Consider the following 21784-nt stretch of genomic DNA (forward strand, 5'->3'; position numbering starts at 1 on the left):
TTCAGCCGCGTCGGGCGAGCAGCAGGAGCGCCTCGTCCACGGTGAGCCGGTCGTCGCGGATCGCGTCCAGCAGGACGTCGAGATCGCCGCCCGGGAGCGGACGTACGGCAGGTTCGTCGGCCGCGGGGGCGGCCTGGGGGGCGGCGGCCGCGGGGGCGGCGAGCGCCGGTCCGGTGGCCGGGCGGAGCGCCGGTGCCGTTGCCTGCGGGGCGGGGCCCGGGGCGGTGGCGCGGGCCGGGGCGAAGTCCTGCTCCGAGCCCGCCGTGCGCGCCGCGATGTAGGCGGCCATGGCGGCGAGGTTGGGGTGCTCGTACAGCAGCACCGACCGCTCCTGGAGGCCGAAGGCGCGGTTGACGACCGCGATGAACTCCGCGCCCACGATGGAGTCGACGCCCAGCACGTTGAACGCGGCGGTGGTGTTGATGTCCCAGGGGTCGCAGGACAGGATGCCCGCGAGCTGCTCGCGCAGCACCTCCGCGATGCGGGTCGCCGCGGCGGCCGCCGGCACCTGCCGGGCGGGGGCGGGCGGCTGCGGCCCGAGCCCGAGGCCCGCGCCCGACGCCGGGAAGGCGGCGGTGGGGGCGGCGGCCGGGGCCGGCGCCGCGGCGAGGGTGGGAACGGGGGCGGCGGCCGCGCTGCTCGCCGCCCGCGCGACCTCGCGCGCGAAGGACGACGGCGTCGGGAAGTCGTACAGGTCGGTCGCCAGCACCCGCAGCCCGTACCGGGCGTTGACCACGGCCACGAACTCCACCACCAGCAGCGAGTCCAGCCCCATGGACTGGAAGGTCTGCTCGGGGTCGATCTTCTCCGGCTTGACCCGCAGGACGTCGCCGAGCACCCCGATGAGGTCGGTCAGTACGTCCGCAGGATGTTCATTCGTCATCGCAGGCTCCTCCAAGCCGTCGGTGGCACACGGTCACGCGGTGCTGCCCGAGAACACCGGACGGCACCGGCCGTCCGCGGGGTCGGGATACCGGGCGGCCCGCTCGCCCGCGAGGCGGGGCGCGGGACCGGTGCCCGGCGTCCCGACCCGGAAGTTCTTCGCCGCGCCCTCGGGCACCAGGCTCGGCAGCAGCAGCGACCACAGCCCGGACACCCGGCACTGCAGCTCGGCGGCCGGCATGCCCGTGGCGGCCAGCGCCTCGATGCCGCAGGACGCCGCGACGACCAGCGATTCGACGCTCTCCCAGCCGATCCCGTCGCGGAGTTCACCCGCGTCCCGGGCCTGGCGCAGCAGGCCGCACACCTCGGCGAGCCAGGTCCGGTGGAAGTCGGTGGCGAGCGCGGCGGAGCCCGTGCACTCCCTGGTGAGACGGAAACTGGCCGGGATCACCGGCTCCTCGCGCAGGCCGATCGCGAGCCAGTGCGTCGTGTCGACCAGGGTCTGCAGCGGAGAGCGGCCGGAGGCGCGCAGGGCGTGCACCGATGCGTGCAGCAGCTCGCAGCCGCGCAGCCGGATCGCCTCCGCCAGTTCGTCCTTGGAGGAGAAGTGGAAGTACAGCGCCCCCTTCGTCACTCCCGCGCACGCGGCGATCTCGCTGAGCGTCGCGTTCGCGTAGCCGTTGCGGTGGAACATCTCGGCCCCCGCGTGCACCAGCTTCCTGCGGGTCCGCTCCGACCTGTCCTGCATCGCGCTGCCTCCTCGGCCCGGGGTCCGGGCGCGGCGGGTGCGGGCCGGCGAGCCGGTCGCGGCCGCGTTCCGGGTATGACGCACGGCCGTCTCAGGCCACGCGTACGAGTTGCTCACTGTTCGTCTCCGCCACGACCGGACTCTCGGGGCTGGCCATGAGGATCGAGCGCTGCAGCCGGCGCAGGGCGGCCGAGGGCTCGAGCCCGAGTTCGCGCACGAGGGTGGCGCGCAGCCGCTGGTAGACGTCGAGGGCCTCGCCGCGGCGGCCGGAGCGGTGCAGGGCCAGCATGAACTGGCCGTGCAGGTTCTCGTGGGTGCGGTACCGGCTGGCCAGTACGGTCAGTTCGGCGAGCAGCTCGCGGTGCCGGCCGAGCCGCAGATCCGCCTCGATGCGCTGGTCGAGCGCGCAGAGGCGGGTCTCTTCGAGCCGCCGGGTCTCCATGTCGAGCTGGATGCCGCCGTGCACGTCGGCGAAGGCCGGTCCGGACCACAGCGACAGCGCCTCGCGCAGCAGCCGGGCCGCGCCGGGGAAGTCACCGCCGTCCATGGCCCGGTAGCCCATGCCGGCAAGCCGGTCGAACTCGCGGACGTCGCTGGTGCCGCCGCCGCTGTTGAGCAGGTAGCCGCCGGGCAGCGTGACGAGCACGTCCTTGGCGGTGCGCCGCTCAGCCGCACCGGCCGCGCCCTCGGGGCACTCGCCGTCCTCGGCGGCCGCGCCCTGTTCCAGGGCGGTGGCGATGAGGGCCCGCAGCTGCAGCACGTAGGTCTGCAGCGTGGTGCGGGCACTGCGCGGCGGTGCGCCCGCCCACAGTTCCTCGATCAGCGCCGACACCGGGACCACCTGGTCGGCATGGAGCGCCAGGAGCGCCAGCACCTGTCGCGGCTTGGGGGCCGTCGGCGTGATGGAGACCCCGTGCTCCCGCACCGCCAGTGTGCCCAGTACTTCGATGTCCACGCCATTCTCCCCTGTCCGTGGATGAGCCTCCGCCAGTAAAAAACAGGACCGGCGGTTTGTCAATGTGAAACCGACCGTGTGTGCTGTTTGATTTCGAACCGCCTGAAGGACCCTCAAAGACCAGTCCCCACCTGCGTAGTTGCCACCCTTGACGGAGGCCGGGGCGCCCGGCCTCTGACCTGCAGACCTTCCAGAGTGGGCCCGATCAACAAACCGGCCGGTCTTTATTTACCCGCAGCCGACGCCGCGGCGTCGAGGTCGACGAGGCGGGGGCCCGCGGCGTCGAGGCCGGCGAGGCCGGCCGCCGGCACGACGGTCGGCAGCAGCAGCCGCCAGAACCGCGCGACCGTCGCCGCCGAGAGCCAGACGGCGTCCCGGAACCCGAGCACCTCGAACCCCACGGTCGCGGCCACCACGGCGCTCTCCACGTCCCGCACCACCACGCCGGGGCGCAACTCGCCCGCCGCCGCGGCCCGTTCCAGCGTCCCGGCGACCCACATCCGCCAGCGGTCCCGCAGGCCGCCCGGGCGGGGGCGGGCCACGTCGCCGCTCAGCGCGAACCCGGCCCGCAGCACCACGTCGTCGAGCTGCGCGTCGGCGAGCTCGTGGGTGGCGTCGATCAGGCGTTGCAGATGGCCGCCCGCCCCGGCCGGCGGCGCGCCCTCCGTGACGGCCTTCAACCGGGCCAGCGCCGCCTCCTCGACGGCGTCCGCGAGGCCCGCCTTGGTGGCGAAGTGGAAGTGCAGCGCCCCGTTGCTCACCCCGGCCAGCGAACTGATCGAGACGAGCGACGCGGGGGAGAAGCCCTCGCGGTCGAAGACCTCGGCCGCGGACCGGATGAGGGCGTCACGCGTACGCGCCGCACGTTCCTGCTTCACCATCTGCTGCTCCGTCGCTCCAGGGGGTCGCCCGCGTGCCGAAGGGCAGGCCGGAGTGCTCACCCGAACCCAGAGTGTAATACAAACCGCCTGTGCGGTTTTAACGACTTCGTTACCTTGGGGAACCGGCCGCCGCGGGTCCGTTTGACCTTGACCCAAGGTCAGGGTGGACGCTGATTGCATGACCACTTCGACTGTCCCGCCCAAGACCGGCATGCTCCCGGTCGACGACACGCAGCTGTTCCTCACCGACACCCGCGGCCCCGGCCGCCCCGTCGTCTACCTGAACGGCTGCTACGGCGACCGCCGGCCCTGGCTCCCGGTGATCTCCGAACTCGACAGCGGCTGGCGGCACATCACCTACGACGAGCGGGCCCGCGGCAGGTCGAAGCGGTCGGCCGACTACTCCTTCGACGCCTGCGTACGGGACATCGACGCGGTCCTGGCCGCGACCGGGGTGGACCGGCCGCTGCTCGTGGGCTGGTCGTACGGCGCGGCGATCGCGGCGCACTGGGCCGACCGGAACCCGGACCGCGTCCTGGGGGTGGTGGCCGTGGACGGTGCCATTCCGTACGGTCTGACCGGCGAGGCGGGACGCGAGCGGATCAGGCGCCTGTTCCGCCGGATGCGGTGGGCCCTGCCGCTGTTCCGCCCGTTCGGCATGGCCGCGCGGATGACCGCCGACCAGCACGCCGACATCAACATCGAGGCCAACGAGATCAACGCCGCCATCGAGCCGGTCCTCGACCGCGTGAACTACCCGCTGCGGTACGTCCTCGCCACGGGCGGCAGCCTCGGCGGGGGCAAGGAGGAGATGGAGCAGATGCGGGCCTCGCTCGACCCGGTGCTCGCCCGGAACCCGAACGTCAAGGTCAGCGCGAAGGTCCCGAGCAACCACTCCCACATCCTGCGCAAGGACTTCCGGGCGGTCGCCGCGGCCGTGCGCGAGACCGCGGCCGCGCACGACCGACGGGTCCGCTGAGCACATGGTGTACGGGCTCACGATCGGTCAGGCGGCCGCGTTCGCCGGCGTCACGGTCAAAACCGTGCGCCACTACCACCGGCTCGGCCTGGTCGACGAACCGGAACGCGACGGATCCGGCTATCGCCGGTACGGGTCGTCGGAGATCCTGCGGCTGGTGCAGGTCCGCACGCTCGCCGGCGCGGGCGTGCCGCTGGCCGAGATCGGCGACCTGCTCGACGCCGACCCGGAACGCTTCGCCTCCGCCCTGGACGACGTGGAACGACGGCTCACCGAGCGGATCGAGGAACTGATCGCGCGCCGCGCGGTGCTGCACCGCCTCGCCTCCGGCGACCGGCTGCTGCTGCCCGAGCGCGCCTGCGCGGCCCTGGACCGGCTGGCCGAACTCGGCTTCAGCGCCGACTACGTGGCACTCCAGCAGGAAGCCCTGATCCTGGCCCGCGCCCTGGTGCCGGAGGTCTTCGACAGCTTCCTGATCCAGCTGGAGCACCAGCTCGGCGACCCCGAGTACGTCGAACTGGTCAAGCGCTGCCAGGAAGCCGAGTCGTGGGATCCGCACGACCCACGCCTCGACGACCTCGCCTCCGCCCTGTCCTCCATGGTGCTGGCCAACCGGGAACTGCTGTCGATGCCGGCCGAGTTCCGGGCCAGACCCGACGCCGCCACCCGCTACGGGCTGATCAACCACCACCGCGAGGAGCAGGCGCCGGCGGCGGCCAGGCTCAACGAGCTGCTGGAGGCGAACCTGCGCGCGGCCGGCCTCGACATCCCGCGTCAGTGACGGCCGCGCGCCGCCCCGCGCCCCGTCATCCGTACGCGTAGAAGCCCCGGCCGGACTTCTTGCCCAGCAGACCGCTCTCGACCATGCGCAGCAGCAGCGGCGGCGGCGCGTACAGCGGCTCCTTGAACTCCTCGTACATGGCCCGCGCGATGGACACGGTCGTGTCCAGGCCGATCAGGTCGGCGAGCCGCAGCGGCCCCATCGGGTGGGCGCAGCCGTGCACCATGCTCTGGTCGACGGCCTCGGCGGTCGCCAGACCCGACTCGACCATCCGGATCGCGGACAGCAGGTACGGGAAGAGCAGCGCGTTGACGAGGAAGCCCGCGCGGTCCGGCGAGGCGATCGGCTTCTTGCCCAGGACGTCGCGGACGAAGACCAGCGCCCGCTCGCTCACCGCCTCGTCGGTCAGCACGGTGGCGACGAGCTCGACGAGCGGCAGCGCCGGCACCGGGTTGAAGAAGTGCAGGCCGAGCACCTGGCCCGGGCGGCCGGTCGCGGCGGCGAGCCGAGCCACCGGGATCGAGGACGTGTTGGTCGCCAAGATCGCGTCCGGGTCCGCGACGATCTTGTCGAGGGTGGCGAAGACGTCCAGCTTGAGCTGCTCGTCCTCCTTGGCCGCCTCGATGACCAGCTGGCGGTCCGCAAGGTCGCCGAGGTCACGGGTGAACGTCACCCGGCCCAGCGCCGCGTCGCGCTCCCCGTCGGTCAGCTTGCCCTTGGCCACCCCCCGGTCGAGGGACGCGGCGAGCCGCTGCGGGGCCGTGACCAGGGACGACTCGGAGAACACCGCGACCGTCACGTCCAGCCCGGCCTTCGCGCAGAGTTCGGCGATGCCGGTTCCCATGATGCCGCTGCCGACGACACCCACCCGTTCGATGGCGGCGCCGGGGCGCTGCGTGGTCGTGGTCATGCGTGGGTCCCCCAGGTCAGAAGTGATGCCCCGATCGACATGCCGCCGCCGAATCCGGCGAGCAGCACCAGGTCGCCCGGCTTCAGAGCTCCGGTGCGGTTGGCCTCGTCGAGGGCCACGGGCACCGAGGCGCTGCCGACGTTCCCGTACCGGATCAGCGTGCGGTGCGTCTGCGCGCCGGTGAGCCCCGCGCGTTCGACGACCTCGCCGAGCATCACGCCGTTGGCCTGGTGCGGTACGAAGTGGTCGACGGCGCCGATGTCCACGCCCGCCTTCTCCGTCAGTGCGATCAGCGCCGGCGGGACGTGCTCGGCGACGAAGTCCCGTACCCCGCGGCCGTCCATCTTGAAGAAGTGGCCGCCTTCCGCGAGGGTCTGCGCCGACGCCGGGTTGCGGCTGCCGCCGGCCTCGACGCGGATCAGGTGGTGGGCGTCGCCGCGGCTGGCCAGGTCGCTGGCGATGATCCCGTACGGCTCCGGGACGGCCCCGACGATCGCGGCGCCGGCGCCGTCGGCGAACAGGATGGCCGTCTTGCGGTCCGTGAAGTCGAGGATCCGCGAGTAGACGTCCGCCCCGATGACCAGCACCCGGGCGTCCGGGCGCAGCGTCACCAGGCTGTGGGCCAGGGTCAGCGCGTAGACGAAGCCGCTGCACACGACGTTGACGTCGAAGCAGGCCGCGCCGTAGGCGCCGAGCCCGTGCTGCACCAGGTACGAGGTGGGCGGCTGCGGGAAGTCGCCGGTGGAGGTCGACACGATGATGTAGTCGATCTGCTCCGGGGTCAGTTCCGCCTGGGCCAGGGCCCGTTCGGCGGCCTTCACCGCGAGGTCGGACGTGGCCTCGTGCGGGGCGGCGTAGCGGCGCGACCGGATCTGCGTCTTGCGCTCGATCCACTCCGCGGTGACGCCGACGCGCGCGGCGACCTCCTCGTTGCCCACCTCGTCCTTGGGCAGGTAGGAGCCGGTGGAGAGAATGCCTATGGCCATGTCACGACCCTCCGGCGGGCGCGGTCGCGGCGTAGTCGCGCAGCGGGTTGATCCGCGCCACCCCGATCTTCTCGCGCAGGGCGGGGTCGGTGACGCCGAGGCCCTCCTCGGGGGCGAGGCAGAGCACGCCGACCTTGCCGGTGTGCTTGTTCAGCTGGACCAGTCGTGCGGCCTCGCCGACGTCCTTCAGCGGGAACACCTCGGAGAGGATCGGGGAGAGGTGGCCCAGCTTGAAGAGCCGGTTGCACTCCGCCTGCTCCTGGAGGTTGGCCGCGTGGCTGCCCACGATGCGCTTGAGGTTCATCCACAGGTAGCGGTTGTCGAAGTGGTGGTCGTAGCCGGTGCTGGAGCCGCAGGTGACGACCGTGCCGCCCTTGCGCACGACGAACACCGAGATCCCGAACGTCGCCCGCCCGACGTAGTCGAACACGACGTGCGGGTCCTCGCCGACCTGGCGCCGGATCTCCCGGCCGAGCCGCTTGCCCAGCTCGATGGTGCGCTCCGGGGTGAGTGCCTCGTCGCCGCCCATGCCGATCTCGTTGCGGTTGATCACCACGTCGCAGCCGAGGCGGCGCAGCACCTCGGCCTTGCGCTCGGAGCTGACCACGCCGACGGCGATGCCGCCCGCGTTCTTGACCATCTGCACGGCGAACGCGCCCAGGCCGCCCGTCGCACCCCAGATGAGGACGACGTCGCCCTGCTTGATCCGGGCGCCGTTGTCACCGACGAGCATCCGGTACGAGGTCGCCGCGGTCAGCAGGACGCCGGCCGACTCCTCCCAGGTCAGGTGGGGCGGCTTGGGCAGCAGCTGGCTCGCGCGCACCACCGAGTAGTGGGCGAGACCGCCGAAGTTCGTCTCGAAGCCCCAGATCCGCTGCCCCGACCCGAGCATGGCGTCGGCGTGCGTCGCCGGCTCCTGCTCGTCGACCTGGACGCAGCTGGCGACCACGTGGTCGCCGACCTTCCAGTGCCGCACCCCGACGCCGACGCGCACGACGATCCCGGAGGCGTCCGAGCCCACCACCTGGTGCGGCAGGTCGTGCCGGGCGGCGTACCCGCCCTCGCGGGCGTAGCGCTTGAGGAAGTCGAAGGTGGGCACCGGCTCGAAGGTCGCCGACCACACCGTGTTGTAGTTGATGGAACTCGCCATGACGGCGACGACCACCTCGTCCGGGGCGATCTCCGGCATCGGGACCTGCCCGACGTGCAGCGACTTGCGGACGTCCTTGTCCTCGACGCCGTCGAACATGCCGACGTCCGAGGCCAGGATGTGCGCAGCCTCGTATTCCGACGGGAGTTCGTGCCTCCCGATCTCATCCGGGCCGGCCCCGGCGAGCAGGGCTTCGGTCAAAGAATCCATGATTCCCTTTCCCATCTTGCAGTGATCACAGAAACGTGCGGATGGACGATCGATGGAGAGCACGAACAAAACCGCTGCAGGCCGGACCGGAACCACGGACGCGGCGGCCGGGCGACGGACGCCGCCCGGTGCTGTGGCCGGCAGGGGCTGCCGGCCACGGCACTAGAGGACCGCTCCGGCCTTCGTACGGCGCTTCAGGCTCGGCCGGCTGGACTGGGAGAGGTCCTTCCACATGTCCGACAGGCCGGTGACGGTGCGCGCCGCGAAGAGCCTGCGGATCGACACCTCCTGCTTGAGCTCGGCCCGGATGAGGCCGACCAGGCGGATCGCGCGCAGCGAGTTGCCGCCGAGGTCGAAGAAGTCCTCGTCGATGCCGACCCGGTCGAGTTCGAGGACGTCGGCGAAGAGCCCGGCGAGGATCCGCTCGTTGTCGTTGCGCGGCGCCACGTACTTGCGGTCGTCGAGCTCGGGCTCGGGCAGCGCCGCCCGGTCCAGGCGCCCGTTGGCCGTCAGCGGCAGGGCCTCCAGCACGGTGAACACCGACGGCACGAGGGACTCCGGCAGCCAGCCCGCGGCGAACCGGCGCAGCTCCTCGACGGAGATGTCCTGGCCGGCGACCGGCACCACGTAGGCCACCAGGCGCTGCTGGCCGGTGCCGTCCTGCCGGGCGACGACGACGGACTGCGCCAGCCCGGTGTACTCGGACAGCACCTCCTCGGCCTCGGCCAGCTCGACGCGGACCCCGCGCACCTCGGCGCGGCTGTCGGCGCGGCCCACGTACTCGAGCCGGCCGTCGGTGCCCCAGCGGACCCGGTCGCCGGTCCGGTACATGAGGGTGCCGGCGGCGCCGAACGGGCAGGGCACGAAGCGCTCCGCGGTCGGCCCGGGCCGGCCCGCGTAGCCGCGTGCCACGCCGGGACCGGACACGTACAGCTCGCCGACGACGCCGACGGGGACCGGGGCGAGGCCCGGACCCAGCACGTAGAGGGAGGTGTCGGCCACGGGGCGGCCGATCGAGCCCGCGTGGTGGACCGGCTCGCCGGCGGCCAGGCGGTGGGTCGCGGCGAACACGGTGGCTTCGGTGAGGCCATGGCCGTTGACGATCGTCAGGTCGGGGCAGGCCTCGCGGACCCGTCGCAGGGCGGCCGCGGGCACCCGGTCGCCGCCGGTCCACACTTCGCGCAGGCCCGCGAGGCGCTCGGGGTGCGCGGCGGCGATCGCCAGGAAGCGGCCCGCGGGCAGCCATACGGTGGTGATGCCGTGCGCGGCGCGCGCCTCGGTCAGCGCGTCGACGTCCAGCTCGCCGGCGGGGGCCACGACGACCCGGCCGCCGTTCAGCAGCGGCGCCCAGAGTTCGAGGGCGAGGGCGTCGGAGGCGTGCGGCGCGTGCCACAGCACGGTGCTGTGGGCGGCGTCCTTCCACTGGCCGTCGGTGACGAACCGGCTCAGGTTGCGGTGGGTGACGGCGACCGCGGTGGCCGCGTCGGCCGAGCCGGAGCCGTACACCAGGGCCAGCAGGCCGTCCTGGTGCGCGGCGGCCGGGGCCTGGCGCACGGCGTCGCTGCCGGCGGTGGTGTCGAGCGCGTCGAAGGCGATCAGCGCGACGTCCGGGCCGGCGGAGAGGGTGGCGGCCGTCGCCGCGTCGGTGAGCCAGGTGCGCGCCGGCGAGCCGGCGAGGAGGGCCTCGATCTGCTGCGCCGGGAGCGCCGGGTCGACCGCCAGGTAGGCGCCGCCCGCCTTCACCACGCCGAGCAGGGCGACGGCCAGGTCCACCGAGCGGGGCAGCGCGACCGCCACGACCGTCTCGGGTCCGACCTGCCGGGCGCGCAGCTCCTGGGCCAGGCGGCCGGAGCGCTCGTCGAGCTCCCGGTAGGAGACTTCGGTGTCGCCGGAGACCAGTGCGACGGCGAGGGGGTCCTGCGCCACCTGGCAGGCGAAGAGTTCGGCGACCGTCAGCTCCGGCGCGGGGGCCGTCTCCTCGGCGGGCGCCGTCAGGACGCGGCCGCGCTCGTCGCCGTTGACGATGTCGAGGGCGCCGACCGGCTGCTCGCCGGCGGCGACCACGGCGCGGATGTAGGAGATCAGCTCCTCGCCGATGAAGCGCATCTCCGCGGCGTGGTAGAGGTCCGCGGGGGCGTCGAGGCGGATGTGGAGGTCGCTGTCGGGGCTGCCGTCGGTGTAGACGCCGATCGACAGTTCCTCGAAGGTGCCGGTCGTCGCGCCGGAGTAGCGCGCGGGGCTGTCGCCGAAGTGGAGCTGCTCGGCGAAGTCGACGACGTTGATGACGGCGCCGAAGCTGCCGCGGCCGCTCAGGACGGTGCCGCTGACGCGCTGGATGTCGGAGTAGTGGCAGCCGGCGTGGCCGAAGATCTCGTACGTCTCGTCGCTGATCGCGTCGGCGACCTCGGAGAAGGTCGCGCCGAGCGGCACGGCCACCTTCACGGGCACCACGTTGACGGCGAGTCCGGGCGTGCGGGCGGCCACGCCGACGCGGTTGCTCACGGCCAGCGAGAGGAGGAACTCCGGGCGGTCGCAGCGGTGCCGGAAGAACACGGCCGCGGCGGCGGTCAGCATCTGCGACATCCACACGCCCATGGAGGTCGCGGTCTCGGTCCACACGTCGGCCTCGGCGCGCGGAACGGTCAGCGTGCGGCTCACCATGCCGATGGTCTCGGCCACCGCCGACCAGCGGTCGGCGCTGCTCATCGGCTCGGAGAGGGCGGCGCGCTGCGCGTCGGACAGGGCGACGCGGGGGACCTGCGCGGGCGCCGGGGCGTCCTTCAGGTAGTCGCGCCAGAACTCCGAGTCCTCGGTGAACTTCTCGGACGCGAGGTAGTCGACGGCCTCGGTCGCGAACGACTCCAGGTCCCACGGGTGCGGCAGCTGCGGGACCTCCTCGCCCCGGGCGAGCGCCGTGTAGACCTCGGCGAGGCGGCGGGACAGCAGGCCGCCGGCGCCGAAGCCGTCCGAGATGACGTGGTGGTAGGCGATCACCAGGAGGGATCGGTTGTCGGCGAGCTTGACCAGACCCAGGCGGAACAGCAGGTCCTGCGCCAGGTCGAACGGCTCCCGCACCAGGTCGGACAGCGCCTCGCGGGCCGCCTGCTCCGGGTCGGCCTCGGCACTGAGGTCGAGGTGGAACGGCCGCCAGTCGCCCAGCTCCCGGGCCACCATCCGCAGCCCGCTGCCGTCGTCGACGAAGTTGACGCGGAGCACCTCCGCCTCGGCCATCACGTGCAGGAACGTGGCCTCCATGACCGCCGCGTCCAGCTCGCCGTCCACATCCCACATGGTCAGCGCATGGTTCGGCGTGTCGGAAGCCATTTCCTGCGCCCGCCACATCCCCTTGTGCGCAGACGACGCACCGAACGAACGCATACAGATCAACCCCTCAACAAACAGGCCCGAATTGGAATACTTCGCAGATCACCCCCACCTTCCGGGAAGGGATGCAGTCGTTCAACACGACGTGGTGCCGGGCGGGACGAGCGGCTGTGGAGCTTGCGCCCGTCCCGCCGGCGGGACATTCCTACGGGGCGGAAATCCGCCCGCCACACCGTGGGAGCACTCCCGGCGGGAGCGCTCCCGGCGGGCTCACTTCGCGCCGCTGCCGGCCATCGAGGACACGATGTGCCCGGCGATCCGGCGCGGCGACGGGTGCTTGAGCACCACGTTCGCCCTCAGCTTGAGTCCGGTCGAGGCGGTGAGGCGCTTGCTCAGCTCCACCGACAGCAGCGAGTCGAACCCGATCTCCTTGAACTCCTGGTCCGGATTGACCGACGCGCTGGAGGAGTGCCCCAGGACGACGGCGACCTTCTCCAGGACGTGCTCCAGCACGAGTGCCTTCGCGTCGTCGTCGGGCAGCACCGACACCCGGTCCGACAGGGGGGCCAGCTGCGCGTCGTCCTGCGCGGGCAGCTCCGTCGCCGCCGCCTGCGCGCCCGCTTCCGTGTGCAGGGAGTTCAGCCAGTACCGCTGGCGCCGGAACGCGTACGTCGGCAGGTCGACCCGCGGGTGCGTCCCCAGGAGGGCGTCCCAGTCCACGGACCCGCCGCGGACGTGGAGCTGGGCCAGCGAGCCGAGCACCGTCTCCGCCTCCGGCCGGTCGCGCCGCGTCGACGACAGGACGACCGCGTCGTCCAGGTCCTCGACGATCTCCTGCACCGAGGCCGTCAGCACGGGGTGCGGGCTCATCTCGGCGAACACCCGGAAGCCGTCCTCGGTCAGCTGCCGGACCGTGGCCTCGAAGCGGACCTGCTCGCGCAGGTTGCTGTACCAGTACTCGGCGCCCAGGCGCGTGGTGTCGATCGCCTCGGCGTACACCGTCGAGTAGAACGGCACCTGCGAGGCCTGGGGGCTCACGTCGGCCAGCGCCTCCAGGAGCCGCTCGCGGTACGGGGTCACGTAGTGCGAGTGGGAGGCGTACGCGGCCTGGAGCTTGCGCACCTGGACCTCGTCGGCCTTCATCGTCTCGACGAACGCGTCCAGTGCCTCCGGGTCGCCGGACACCGCCACCGAGCGGGGTCCGTTGACCACGCCGATGCTCAGCAGGCCCTCCCACGGAGCGAGGCGTTCCGCCACGACCTCCGCGGACTCGGCGACCAGCGCCATCGCGCCGTGGCCGAGCAGGTCCATCATGACCTTGCAGCGCAGCGCCACGGTCTTGGCGGCGTCCCGCAGGGACAGCGCGCCGCTCACGTAGGCGGCGGCCACCTCGCCCTGGCTGTGGCCCACCACCGCGGCGGGCTCCACGCCCCACGACCGCCACAGGGCGGCCAGGGACACCATCACCGAGAACAGCGTCGGCTGGATGACGTCCACCCGGTCCAGGCTCGGCGCCCCCTCGGCGCCGCGCACCACGTCGAGGACCGAGAAGTCGATCCACTCCGACAGTGCGGCGTCGCACGCGTCGATGCTCTGCGCGAACGCCGGGAAGGCCTCGTACAGGGTGCGGCCCATGCCGACCCACTGCGAGCCCTGCCCGGGGAACACGAACACGGCCCCGCCGCGGGTCCCGCCGGTGCCGCGCACCACCGCGGTCGACTCCGCGCCGCCGCTCAGCGACGCCAGGCCGCCCAGCAGTTCGTCCCGGTCCCGCCCGAGCACCACCGCACGGTGCTCGAAACGCGACCGGCTCGACAGCAGCGACGCGCCGATGGCGGCGAGGTCCGCGGCCGGGTCGGCGGCGACGAACGCGCGCAGCCGCTCGGCCTGCCGCTCGACGACCGCCGCGCTCTTGCCGGACAGCACCCACGGCACCAGCCCGCCGACGACGCCGGCGCCCGGAGCGGGCTCGGGCGCCGCGTCCTCCTGCGGGGCCTCTTCCAGGATGACGTGCGCGTTGGTGCCGCTGACGCCGAACGAGGACACGCCGGCCCGCCGGGGACCGTCCGCGCGGGTCCACTCGCGGCCTTCCGTCAGCAGCTCGACGCCGCCCGAGGCCCAGTCCACGTGCCGCGAGGGCGCGTCCACGTGCAGGGTCTTTGGCAGGTAGCCGTGGCGCATGGCCATGACGGTCTTGATGACGCCGCCGACGCCGGCGGCGGCCTGGGCGTGGCCCATGTTCGACTTCAGGGAGCCCAGCCACAGCGGCCGGCCCTCGGCCCGGTCCTTGCCGTACGTCGCCAGCAGGGCGCCCGCCTCGATGGGGTCGCCCAGCTTGGTTCCGGTGCCGTGCGCCTCGACCAGGTCCACCTCGGAGGCCTCGACCCCGGCGTTGGCCAGGGCCCGCCGGATCACCTTCTCCTGGGCGCGGCCGTTGGGGGCGGTCAGCCCGTTGCTGGCGCCGTCCTGGTTCACGGCGGAACCGCGGATGACGGCGAGCACGGGGTGGCCGTTGCGGCGGGCGTCGGACAGCCGCTCCAGGAGCACCCAGCCCACGCCCTCGGCCCAGCCGGTGCCGTCGGCGGCGTCCGAGAACGCCTTGCACTTGCCGTCGGGGGACAGCGCGCCCTGCCGGGCGAACTCCACCAGGGCGGCGGGCGTCGACAGCACCAGCGCGCCGCCGGCCAGCGCCATCGAGGACTCCCCCGAACGCAGCGACTGCACGGCCTGGTGCAGTGCGACCAGGGACGCCGAGCACGCCGTGTCCACGGACACCGACGGGCCCGTCAGCCCCAGTTCGTACGAGACCCGGCCGGAGGCGACGCTCAGCGAGCTGCCGTACAGGAGGTAGCCCTCCAGGTCGGTCGGGGCCGACTCCAGGAAGCGCCACCCGTACTCGGTCGAGCTGATGCCGGCGAAGACGCCGACGTCGGTGCCGCGGACGTCGGCGGGGACGATGCCGGCCCGCTCGAAGGCCTCCCACGCCGTCTCCAGCATGAGGCGCTGCTGCGGGTCGGTGGCCAGCGCCTCGCGGGGGCTGATGCCGAAGAACTCCGCGTCGAAGCCGGCGACGTCCTTCAGGAAGCCGGCCTGCTTCGTGTACGTGCGGCCGACGGCGTCGGGGTCCGCGTCGTACAGGTCCCGCCAGCCGCGGTCGGTCGGGAACTCGCCCACGACGTCGCGGCCCTCGCGGACCATGTCCCACAGCTCCTCGGGCGAGGACACGCCCCCCGGGTAGCGGCACGCCATGGACACCACGGCGATCGGCTCGCCACGGCCGGCCTTCAGCGCGTCGTTCTCGTGGCGGAGGCGGTCGCGCTCCTCCAGGAGCGTACGGAGCGCCCGCTGGACCCGGTCCGCACCCTCCGCCGTCTGATCCGCGGAGTTGGTCATATCCACTTACCTCTTCTCATCCAGAGCCAGGTCGAGCAGCGCGTCGAGGTCCATCTCCGACAGGCCGTCCGTACCGGAGTCCGCGTCCGCCGCGTCCCCGTCGCCGCCCGGCCCGGCCGGGTCGGCGCACGCCAGGACCAGATCGAGGAGGCCGGCGCTCCGCAGGCTTTCGATCGAGACGGTCCGCAGCACTTCGCGGATCTCAGCGTCCTCGTCCGCACTCGCGTCCTGCTCGGGCCGCAGCAGGCCGAGCAGGTACAGGGCCAGCTCGCGCGGGGTGGGGTAGCTGAAGACGAGGGTGGAGGCCAGGCGCAAGCCGGTCGAGGACGCCAGGCGGTTGCAGAGTTCGACCGCGGTCAGCGAGTCGAATCCGAGCACCGTGAACGCCTGGTCGGCGTCGACGGCCGCGCCGGACGGGTGTCCGAGCACGATCGCGGCCTGTTCGCGGAGCCAGTCCAGGCAGACGGTCTCCGCCTCGGCCGCCGGCAGGGTGACCAGCCGGGACGCGAGGCCCACCGAGCCGGCGTCGTGGGCCGGGCCCGCCGTGCCGCGGCGCGGGCGACCGCCTTCGGCGAGGCCGCGCAGGAGCAGCGGCACCTCCTCGGCGGGCTTGGTCCGCAGCGCGGCGACGTCCACCCGGGCCGGGATCAGGACGGGCTTGTCGAAGGCGACCGCCGCGTCGAACAGGGCCAGTGCCTCGGCGGTCGGCATCGCGGCGATGCCCATCCGCCGCAGCCGGGACAGGTCGGCCTGGTCGAGCTCCCCGGTCATGCCGCTGCTCTGCTCCCACCAGCCCCAGCACAGGGAGGTGCCGGGCAGGCCGGCCGCCTTGCGCTGCGCGGCGAGACCGTCCAGGAAGCCGTTGGCCGCGGCGTAGTTCGCCTGGCCGCCGGTGCCCAGGGTGCCCGCGAGGGCGGAGAACTGGACGAAAGCGGACAGGTTGTGACCGCGGGTCAGCTCGTGCAGGTTGATCGCGCCGCCGACCTTGGCGCCCAGCACCCGGTCGATGCTCTGCGCGGTCAGCGACTCGACGGTGCCGTCCGCCAGCACGCCGGCCGCGTGCACGACCGCCGTCAGCGGGTACCCGGCGGGCATGTCGGCGAGGACGCCGGCCAGGGAGTCCCGGTCCGCGACGTCGCATTCCACGACCCGCACGGCGGCGCCCGCGCCCTCCAGCTCCGCGACCAGCTCGGGAACCCCGTCGGCCGCAAGGCCCCGGCGGCTCGCCAGCATCAGGCTCCGCACGCCGTGCTCGGCGACCAGGTGGCGGGCCAGGAGCGAGCCGACGCCGCCGGTGCCGCCGGTGACGAGCACGGTGCCGCCGCCGAGGCCGCCGCCGATCTCGAAGACCAGCTTGCCGATGTGGCGGCCCTGGCTCATCTCGCGGAAGGTGCGGCGCGCGTCGCGGATGTTCCGTACGGAGATCGGGGTGAGCTGCACCCGCCCCTCGGCGAACAGCTCCATGACGTCCCGGAACATCGCCTGGATGGCGTCCGGGCCGGCCGAGCCGTAGAGGTCGAAGGCCTCGTAGTCGACGCCGGGGTGGTCGGCCGCCACCTGCCGGGGGTCGCGGATGTCCGTCTTGCCCATCTCGATGAAGTCGCCGCCTCCCGGCAGCAGCTTCAGCGAGGCGTCGACGAACGTGTGCGCGAGGGAGTTGAGGACCACGTCCACACCGCGGCCGTCCGTGGCGGCGAGGAACTTCTCCACGAACTCCAGGTCGCGCGAGGACGCCAGGTGCGCGTCGTCCAGACCCAGGCTCCGCAGGGTGTCCCACTTGGCCGGGCTGGCGGTCGCGTAGATCTCGGCGCCGACGTGCTTGGCCATCTGGACGGCGGCCATGCCGACGCCGCCGGCCGCGGCGTGGATGAGGATGCGCTGACCCTTCTTCAGCTTCCGCACGTGGAACAGCGCGTAGTAGGCGGTGAGGAAGGTGCTGGGCATGGACGCCGCCTCGGCGTGGCTCCACCCGTCGGGGACGGTCGCCAGCAGGCGGTGGTCGGCCACGGCCACGCGTCCGAAGGAGCCGTTGAAGATGCCGGTCACCCGGTCGCCCGGGGAAAGGCTCGTGACGTCGTCGGCGACCTCCAGGACGATGCCGGCGCCCTCGCTGCCGAGCCCGGAGTCGAAGTCCGTCCGGTCGATCAGGCCCAGGGCGATCGTGACGTCGCGGAAGTTCAGGCCGGCGGCCTGGACGGCGATGCGGACCTGACCGCTCGCCAGGGGGGCCTCGGCCTCGGGGGACGGCACCCAGGTCAGGTTCTCCAGCGTGCCCTTGTTCGGGATGTCCAGCCGGTGCGCGCCCGCACCGGGCGCCTCGATCTGCTGGTCGGCGGGCGAGGCCTGCACCATGCGGGGCACCAGGTGGGCGCCGGCGCGCAGCGCCAGCTGGTCCTCGCCGAGGGCGAGCGCGTCCGGGAAGCACGCCAGGGAGCTGTCCTCGTCGTCGATGTCGACGAGCCGGAACCGGCCCGGGTGCTCGGTCTGGGCGGAGCGGATCAGGCCCCACACGGACGCGCCGGGGAGGCTTTCGACGTTCTCCCCCGCGGCGGTGCCCAGCGCCAGGCGGGTGAGGACCACCAGCGTGGACGCGGCGAGCCGCTCCTCGGCGAGGAACCGCTGGACCCATTCCAGTACGCGCTTGCCGGCGTCGCCGACCGCAGTGAGCGGGTCGGCGCCGGCGGCGGCGAAGTCGTCCGGGCACACGACCACGTGGCCGGGCGCGTCCGCGGCGAGGACCTCGTCCAGGGACGCGTAGCGCGCCGGGTCCGCCCCGGCCGTCCCGGCCAGGCGGCCGGCCAGGCCGTCCGGCGCGCCGAGCACGCCCCACGACCCGCGGTAGGTCTCGGGCAGGCCCTCCTGGACGGGCCGCCACTGCAGTTCGTACAGCGACTGCTCGCGGCTGCCGCGCGCGGCGTGCACCTGCTCGGCGCTGGCCGGCCGGAACGTCAGCGCGTCGACGTGCGCGATCTTGCGGCCGTGCTCGTCGGCGACGGCCACGGACACGACGCCTTCGCCGGCCGGGGAGAGGCGGACCCTGACGGTCGGGCCGCACGCGCCGGCCAGGGTGACGCCGGACCAGGCGAAGGGCATCCAGCCCTGGTCGCCCGTCACCTTGATGACGCCGCCGACGACCACCGCGTGCAGCACGGTGTCGATCAGCGCCGGGTGCAGGGCGAACCCGCCGGCCGATCCCTGGGCGCTCTCGGGCAGCGTGGCGAGGGCGAAGAGGTCGTCACCCTGCTGCCACACCTCGCGCAGCCCGCGGAAGGTCGGCCCGTAGTCGAAGCCGCCGTCGGCGAGGGAGTCGTAGATCCCGTCGAAGGGGATCTGCCGCGCCCCGGCCGGCGGCCATGCGGCGAGCGCCCGCGTGTCGTCGGCCCAGTCGGCGGTCGGCGCGGTGGCCGGCGCCAGGCCGCCCATCGCGTGGCGGGTCCAGCCGCCGGGCGTCGCACCGTCCTCGGCGGGACGCGAGTACACGTCCAGGGAGCGGCGGCCGCCCTCGTCCGCCGCGCCGACGACGACGCGCACCTGCACGTCGCCGGTGTCGGGGAGGATCAGCGGGACTTCCAGGGAGAGTTCCTCGACGGCGGGGGCGCCGACGTGGTCGCCGACCGACAGCGCCAGGTCCATGTAGGCCGTGGCGGGTACGACGGCCGCGCCGAACACCGCGTGGTCGGCCAGCCACTCGTGGGTCCGCAGCGACCACAGGTCGGTGAAGACCACCTCGCCGGTGCCGGGGTGGTCGACCACGGCGCCCAGCAGCGGGTGGTCCGCGGCGGACAGGCCGGCCGAGGAGACGTCCGCCGATCCCGTGCCGGCGAGGAAGTCCACCCAGTACCACTGGCGCTGGAACGCGTACGTGGGGAGGTCCACCCGCTCGCGGGTGCCGAACAGGGCGTCCCAGTCCAGGGATCCGCCGCGGACGTGGAGTTCGGCCAGCGCGCCGGCGACGGCCTGCACCACGCCGCGGTCCCGGCGCGAGGACGACACGACCAGGGCGTCGTGGACGCCCTCGGCGGCGAAGTTCTCCTTGGTGATGCTGGCGAGCGTCGCGCCCGGGCCCACTTCGAGGAAGACGTCCGCGCCGGCCGCGCGGGCGCACTCGACCGCGTCGTGGAAGCGGACGGGCTCGCGGACGTGGCCCACCCAGTAGGCGGGGGACGACAGCTCCTGGAGGGTGGCCTCGCGGCCCAGCCGGGTCGAGAAGATCGGGATCGACAGCTCGCCCGCGGGCAGCTGCTGAATCGATTCCGCGAAGGCGTCCAGGATCGGGTCCATGAGCGGGGAGTGGAAGGCGTGGTCGACGGGGAGCAGCTTCGCCGACCGGCCGTCGGCGACGAGCCGGTCCCGCAGGTCGTGGACCTCCTCGCGCAGGCCCGAGACCACCACCGACTCCGGGCCGTTGACGGCCGCGATGCCGACCCGGGCGTACCCGCCGATCAGCGCGGTCACCTCGGCTTCCGAGGCGCGCACCGCCAACATGGCGCCGGGCTCGGTGACCGTCTGCATGATCCGTCCGCGCGCGGCCACCAGCCGGGTCGCGTCGTCCAGCGACAGCACCCCGGAGACGTGGGCGGCGGCGATCTCGCCGACCGAGTGGCCGATCAGGTGGTTCGGCTTCGGGGCGAACTGCGTCAGCAGCCGGTACAGGGCGACCTGGAGGGCGAACAGCGCCGGCTGCATGACGTCGGTGCGCTCGCGGCCCTCGGGCTCGTCGGCGAGGAGCAGGGGCTTCAGCGCGAAGGGCAGGTGCGCGTCGAAGCGCTCGCAGACCTCGTCCAGGCTCCGTGCGAACGCGGGGAACGCCTCGTACAGCTCCCGTGCCACGCCGGTCCACTTCGAGCCCTGGCCCGGGAACATGAAGACGGAGCGGCCGAGTTCGCCGGCGGTGCCGCGCACCACCGTGGGGGACTCCGCGCCCTCGCTCAGCGACGCCAGGCCGCTCAGCAGCTCGTCCCGGTCGCGCCCCAGCACCACCGCGCGGTGCTCGAAGTCCGCCCGGCTCGACACCAGCGACCAGCCGATGTCGGCGGGGTCCGTGTCCGGGCCGGCTTCGGCGAAGTCGCGCAGCTTCCGGGCCTGGGCCCGCAGCGCCTGCTCCGAGCGCGCCGACAGCGCCCACGGCACCAGGCCGGCGGCGCCGGCCGGCACCGCGGGGGCCGTGTCGGCCGCCGGCTCGGCCGGCTCCGGGGCCTCCTCCAGGATCAGGTGCGCGTTGGTGCCGCTGGCCCCGAAGGCGGAGACGCCGGCGCGCCGGGGGCGTCCCGGTGCGCTGGGCCATTCCCGGGCCTCGGTGAGCAGCTCGACGGCGCCGGCCGACCAGTCGACGTGCGTCGAGGGCCGGTCCACGTGCAGGGTCTTGGGCAGCACGCCGTGCTGCATCGCCATGATCATCTTGATCATGCCGCCGACGCCGGCGGCGGCCTGGGTGTGGCCGATGTTCGACTTCAGCGAGCCCAGCCACAGCGGGTGGTCGGCGTCGCGGTCCTGGCCGTAGGTGGCCAGCAGTGCCTGTGCCTCGATGGGGTCGCCCAGCGTGGTGCCGGTGCCGTGCGCCTCCACCACGTCGATGTCGCTCGCCTGCACCCGGGCGTTCGCCAGCGCCGCCCGGATGACGCGCTGCTGCGCCGGGCCGCTCGGTGCGGTCAGGCCGTTGGACGCGCCGTCCTGGTTGATCGCCGAGCCGCGGACGACCGCGAGGATCCGGCGCCCGTTGCGCCGCGCGTCCGAGAGGCGCTCCAGGACCAGCATGCCGACGCCCTCGGAGAAGCCGGTGCCGTCCGCCGCGTCGGCGAACGCCTTGCACCGGCCGTCGTCCGACAGGCCCCGCAGCTTCGACATCTCCCGCAGCACCTGCGTGGTCGCCATGACGGTGACGCCGCCGGCCAGGGCCAGCCCGCACTCGCCCTGCCGCAGCGACTGCACCGCCTGGTGCACCGCCACCAGCGACGAGGAGCACGCGGTGTCGGTGGACACCGCCGGGCCCTCCAGGCCCAGCGCGTACGACACGCGGCCGGAGGCCACGCTCAGCAGGGAGCCGGTCTGCCCGTAGCCCGAGATGGCCTCGGGGGTCTGGTAGTGGTTGCCGTACCCGAAGTACGCGAGGCCCGCGAACACGCCGGTCTGGCTGCCGCGCAGGGTCTGCGGGTCGATGCCGGCCCGCTCCAGGGACTCCCAGGAGGTCTCCAGGAGCAACCGGTGCTGCGGGTCGGCGGCCAGCGCCTCGCGCGGGCTGATCTCGAAGAACTCGGCGTCGAAGTCGCCCGCGTCGTACAGGAAGCCGCCGGCGCGCGCGGAGACGGTGCCCGGCCGGTCCGCATCCGGGTCGAGCATGGCCTCCAGGTCCCAGTGGCGGTCCTGCGGGAAGTCGGAGACGACGTCCGCGCCCGCCTTCACCAGGTCCCACAGCGCTTCCGGGGACGCCGCCCCGCCGGGGAACCGGCAGGCGACGCCGACCACCGCGATGGGCTCGGCGGCGGCCTCCGTCACTTCCTTCAGGCGCTTGCGCGTCTCCAGCAGCTCGATCGATGTCCGCTTGAGGTAGTCAAGAACATCGGCGTTGTTGTCGTTGGTCATCGTTGT

General features: G+C 73.4%; 12 protein-coding genes. 2 read left to right on the plus strand and 10 right to left on the minus strand.

What is annotated here, in order from left to right:
* Window position 1 precedes the first annotated feature (1 nt).
* From OG764_RS39725 to OG764_RS39740, 4 genes are all read right to left on the minus strand, one after another.
* Complete coding sequence (locus OG764_RS39725; protein ID WP_328973700.1) at window positions 2–883, minus strand: phosphopantetheine-binding protein; 882 nt, start codon at window positions 881–883, stop codon at window positions 2–4.
* A gap of 33 nt (window positions 884–916) precedes the next feature.
* On the minus strand, window positions 917–1630 hold the full coding sequence (locus OG764_RS39730; RefSeq protein WP_328973701.1) for a ScbR family autoregulator-binding transcription factor: 714 nt from the start codon (window positions 1628–1630) through the stop codon (window positions 917–919).
* A gap of 91 nt (window positions 1631–1721) precedes the next feature.
* Entirely contained in the window at window positions 1722–2585 is an 864-nt protein-coding gene (locus OG764_RS39735) for an AfsR/SARP family transcriptional regulator (protein WP_328973702.1), read from the minus strand.
* A gap of 224 nt (window positions 2586–2809) precedes the next feature.
* Window positions 2810–3466: a ScbR family autoregulator-binding transcription factor gene (locus OG764_RS39740; protein WP_328973703.1), complete on the minus strand. Its 657-nt coding sequence runs from the start codon at window positions 3464–3466 to the stop codon at window positions 2810–2812.
* Between the two features lie 178 nt (window positions 3467–3644).
* Here OG764_RS39740 and OG764_RS39745 point away from each other — a divergent pair, with 178 nt between their 5' ends.
* Together OG764_RS39745 and OG764_RS39750 are read left to right on the plus strand one after the other, a co-directional pair.
* Entirely contained in the window at window positions 3645–4445 is an 801-nt protein-coding gene (locus OG764_RS39745; RefSeq protein WP_328973704.1) for an alpha/beta fold hydrolase, read from the plus strand.
* A gap of 4 nt (window positions 4446–4449) precedes the next feature.
* Complete coding sequence (locus tag OG764_RS39750) at window positions 4450–5226, plus strand: MerR family transcriptional regulator (RefSeq protein WP_328973705.1); 777 nt, start codon at window positions 4450–4452, stop codon at window positions 5224–5226.
* 25 nt (window positions 5227–5251) lie between these two features.
* On the opposite strand, the gene OG764_RS39755 is transcribed toward OG764_RS39750, so the two are convergent.
* The 6 genes from OG764_RS39755 to OG764_RS39780 form a co-directional block, all read right to left on the minus strand.
* Window positions 5252–6136, minus strand: a complete 885-nt coding sequence (locus OG764_RS39755) for a 3-hydroxybutyryl-CoA dehydrogenase (protein ID WP_328973706.1) — start codon at window positions 6134–6136, stop codon at window positions 5252–5254.
* Complete coding sequence (locus OG764_RS39760; protein WP_328973707.1) at window positions 6133–7122, minus strand: 3-oxoacyl-ACP synthase III family protein; 990 nt, start codon at window positions 7120–7122, stop codon at window positions 6133–6135. Before OG764_RS39760 ends, OG764_RS39755 begins: the two co-directional genes overlap by 4 nt.
* Before the next feature lies 1 nt (window position 7123).
* A complete protein-coding gene (gene ccrA, locus OG764_RS39765) occupies window positions 7124–8482 on the minus strand; it encodes a crotonyl-CoA carboxylase/reductase (RefSeq protein ID WP_328973708.1) in 1359 nt (452 codons plus the stop codon).
* A 162-nt stretch (window positions 8483–8644) separates the two neighbouring features.
* On the minus strand, window positions 8645–11806 hold the full coding sequence (locus OG764_RS39770) for a non-ribosomal peptide synthetase (protein ID WP_443056293.1): 3162 nt from the start codon (window positions 11804–11806) through the stop codon (window positions 8645–8647).
* Between the two features lie 270 nt (window positions 11807–12076).
* The gene (locus OG764_RS39775) at window positions 12077–15199 is read right to left on the minus strand and encodes a type I polyketide synthase (protein ID WP_328973710.1); all 3123 of its coding nucleotides are present in this window, start codon (window positions 15197–15199) and stop codon (window positions 12077–12079) included.
* Window positions 15200–15205: 6 nt separating this feature from the next.
* Complete coding sequence (locus OG764_RS39780) at window positions 15206–21778, minus strand: type I polyketide synthase (protein ID WP_328973711.1); 6573 nt, start codon at window positions 21776–21778, stop codon at window positions 15206–15208.
* Window positions 21779–21784 lie beyond the last annotated feature (6 nt).

The sequence above is a fragment of the Streptomyces sp. NBC_00239 genome, from assembly GCF_036194065.1.
In the GTDB taxonomy this organism is placed as follows: Bacteria; Actinomycetota; Actinomycetes; order Streptomycetales; family Streptomycetaceae; genus Streptomyces.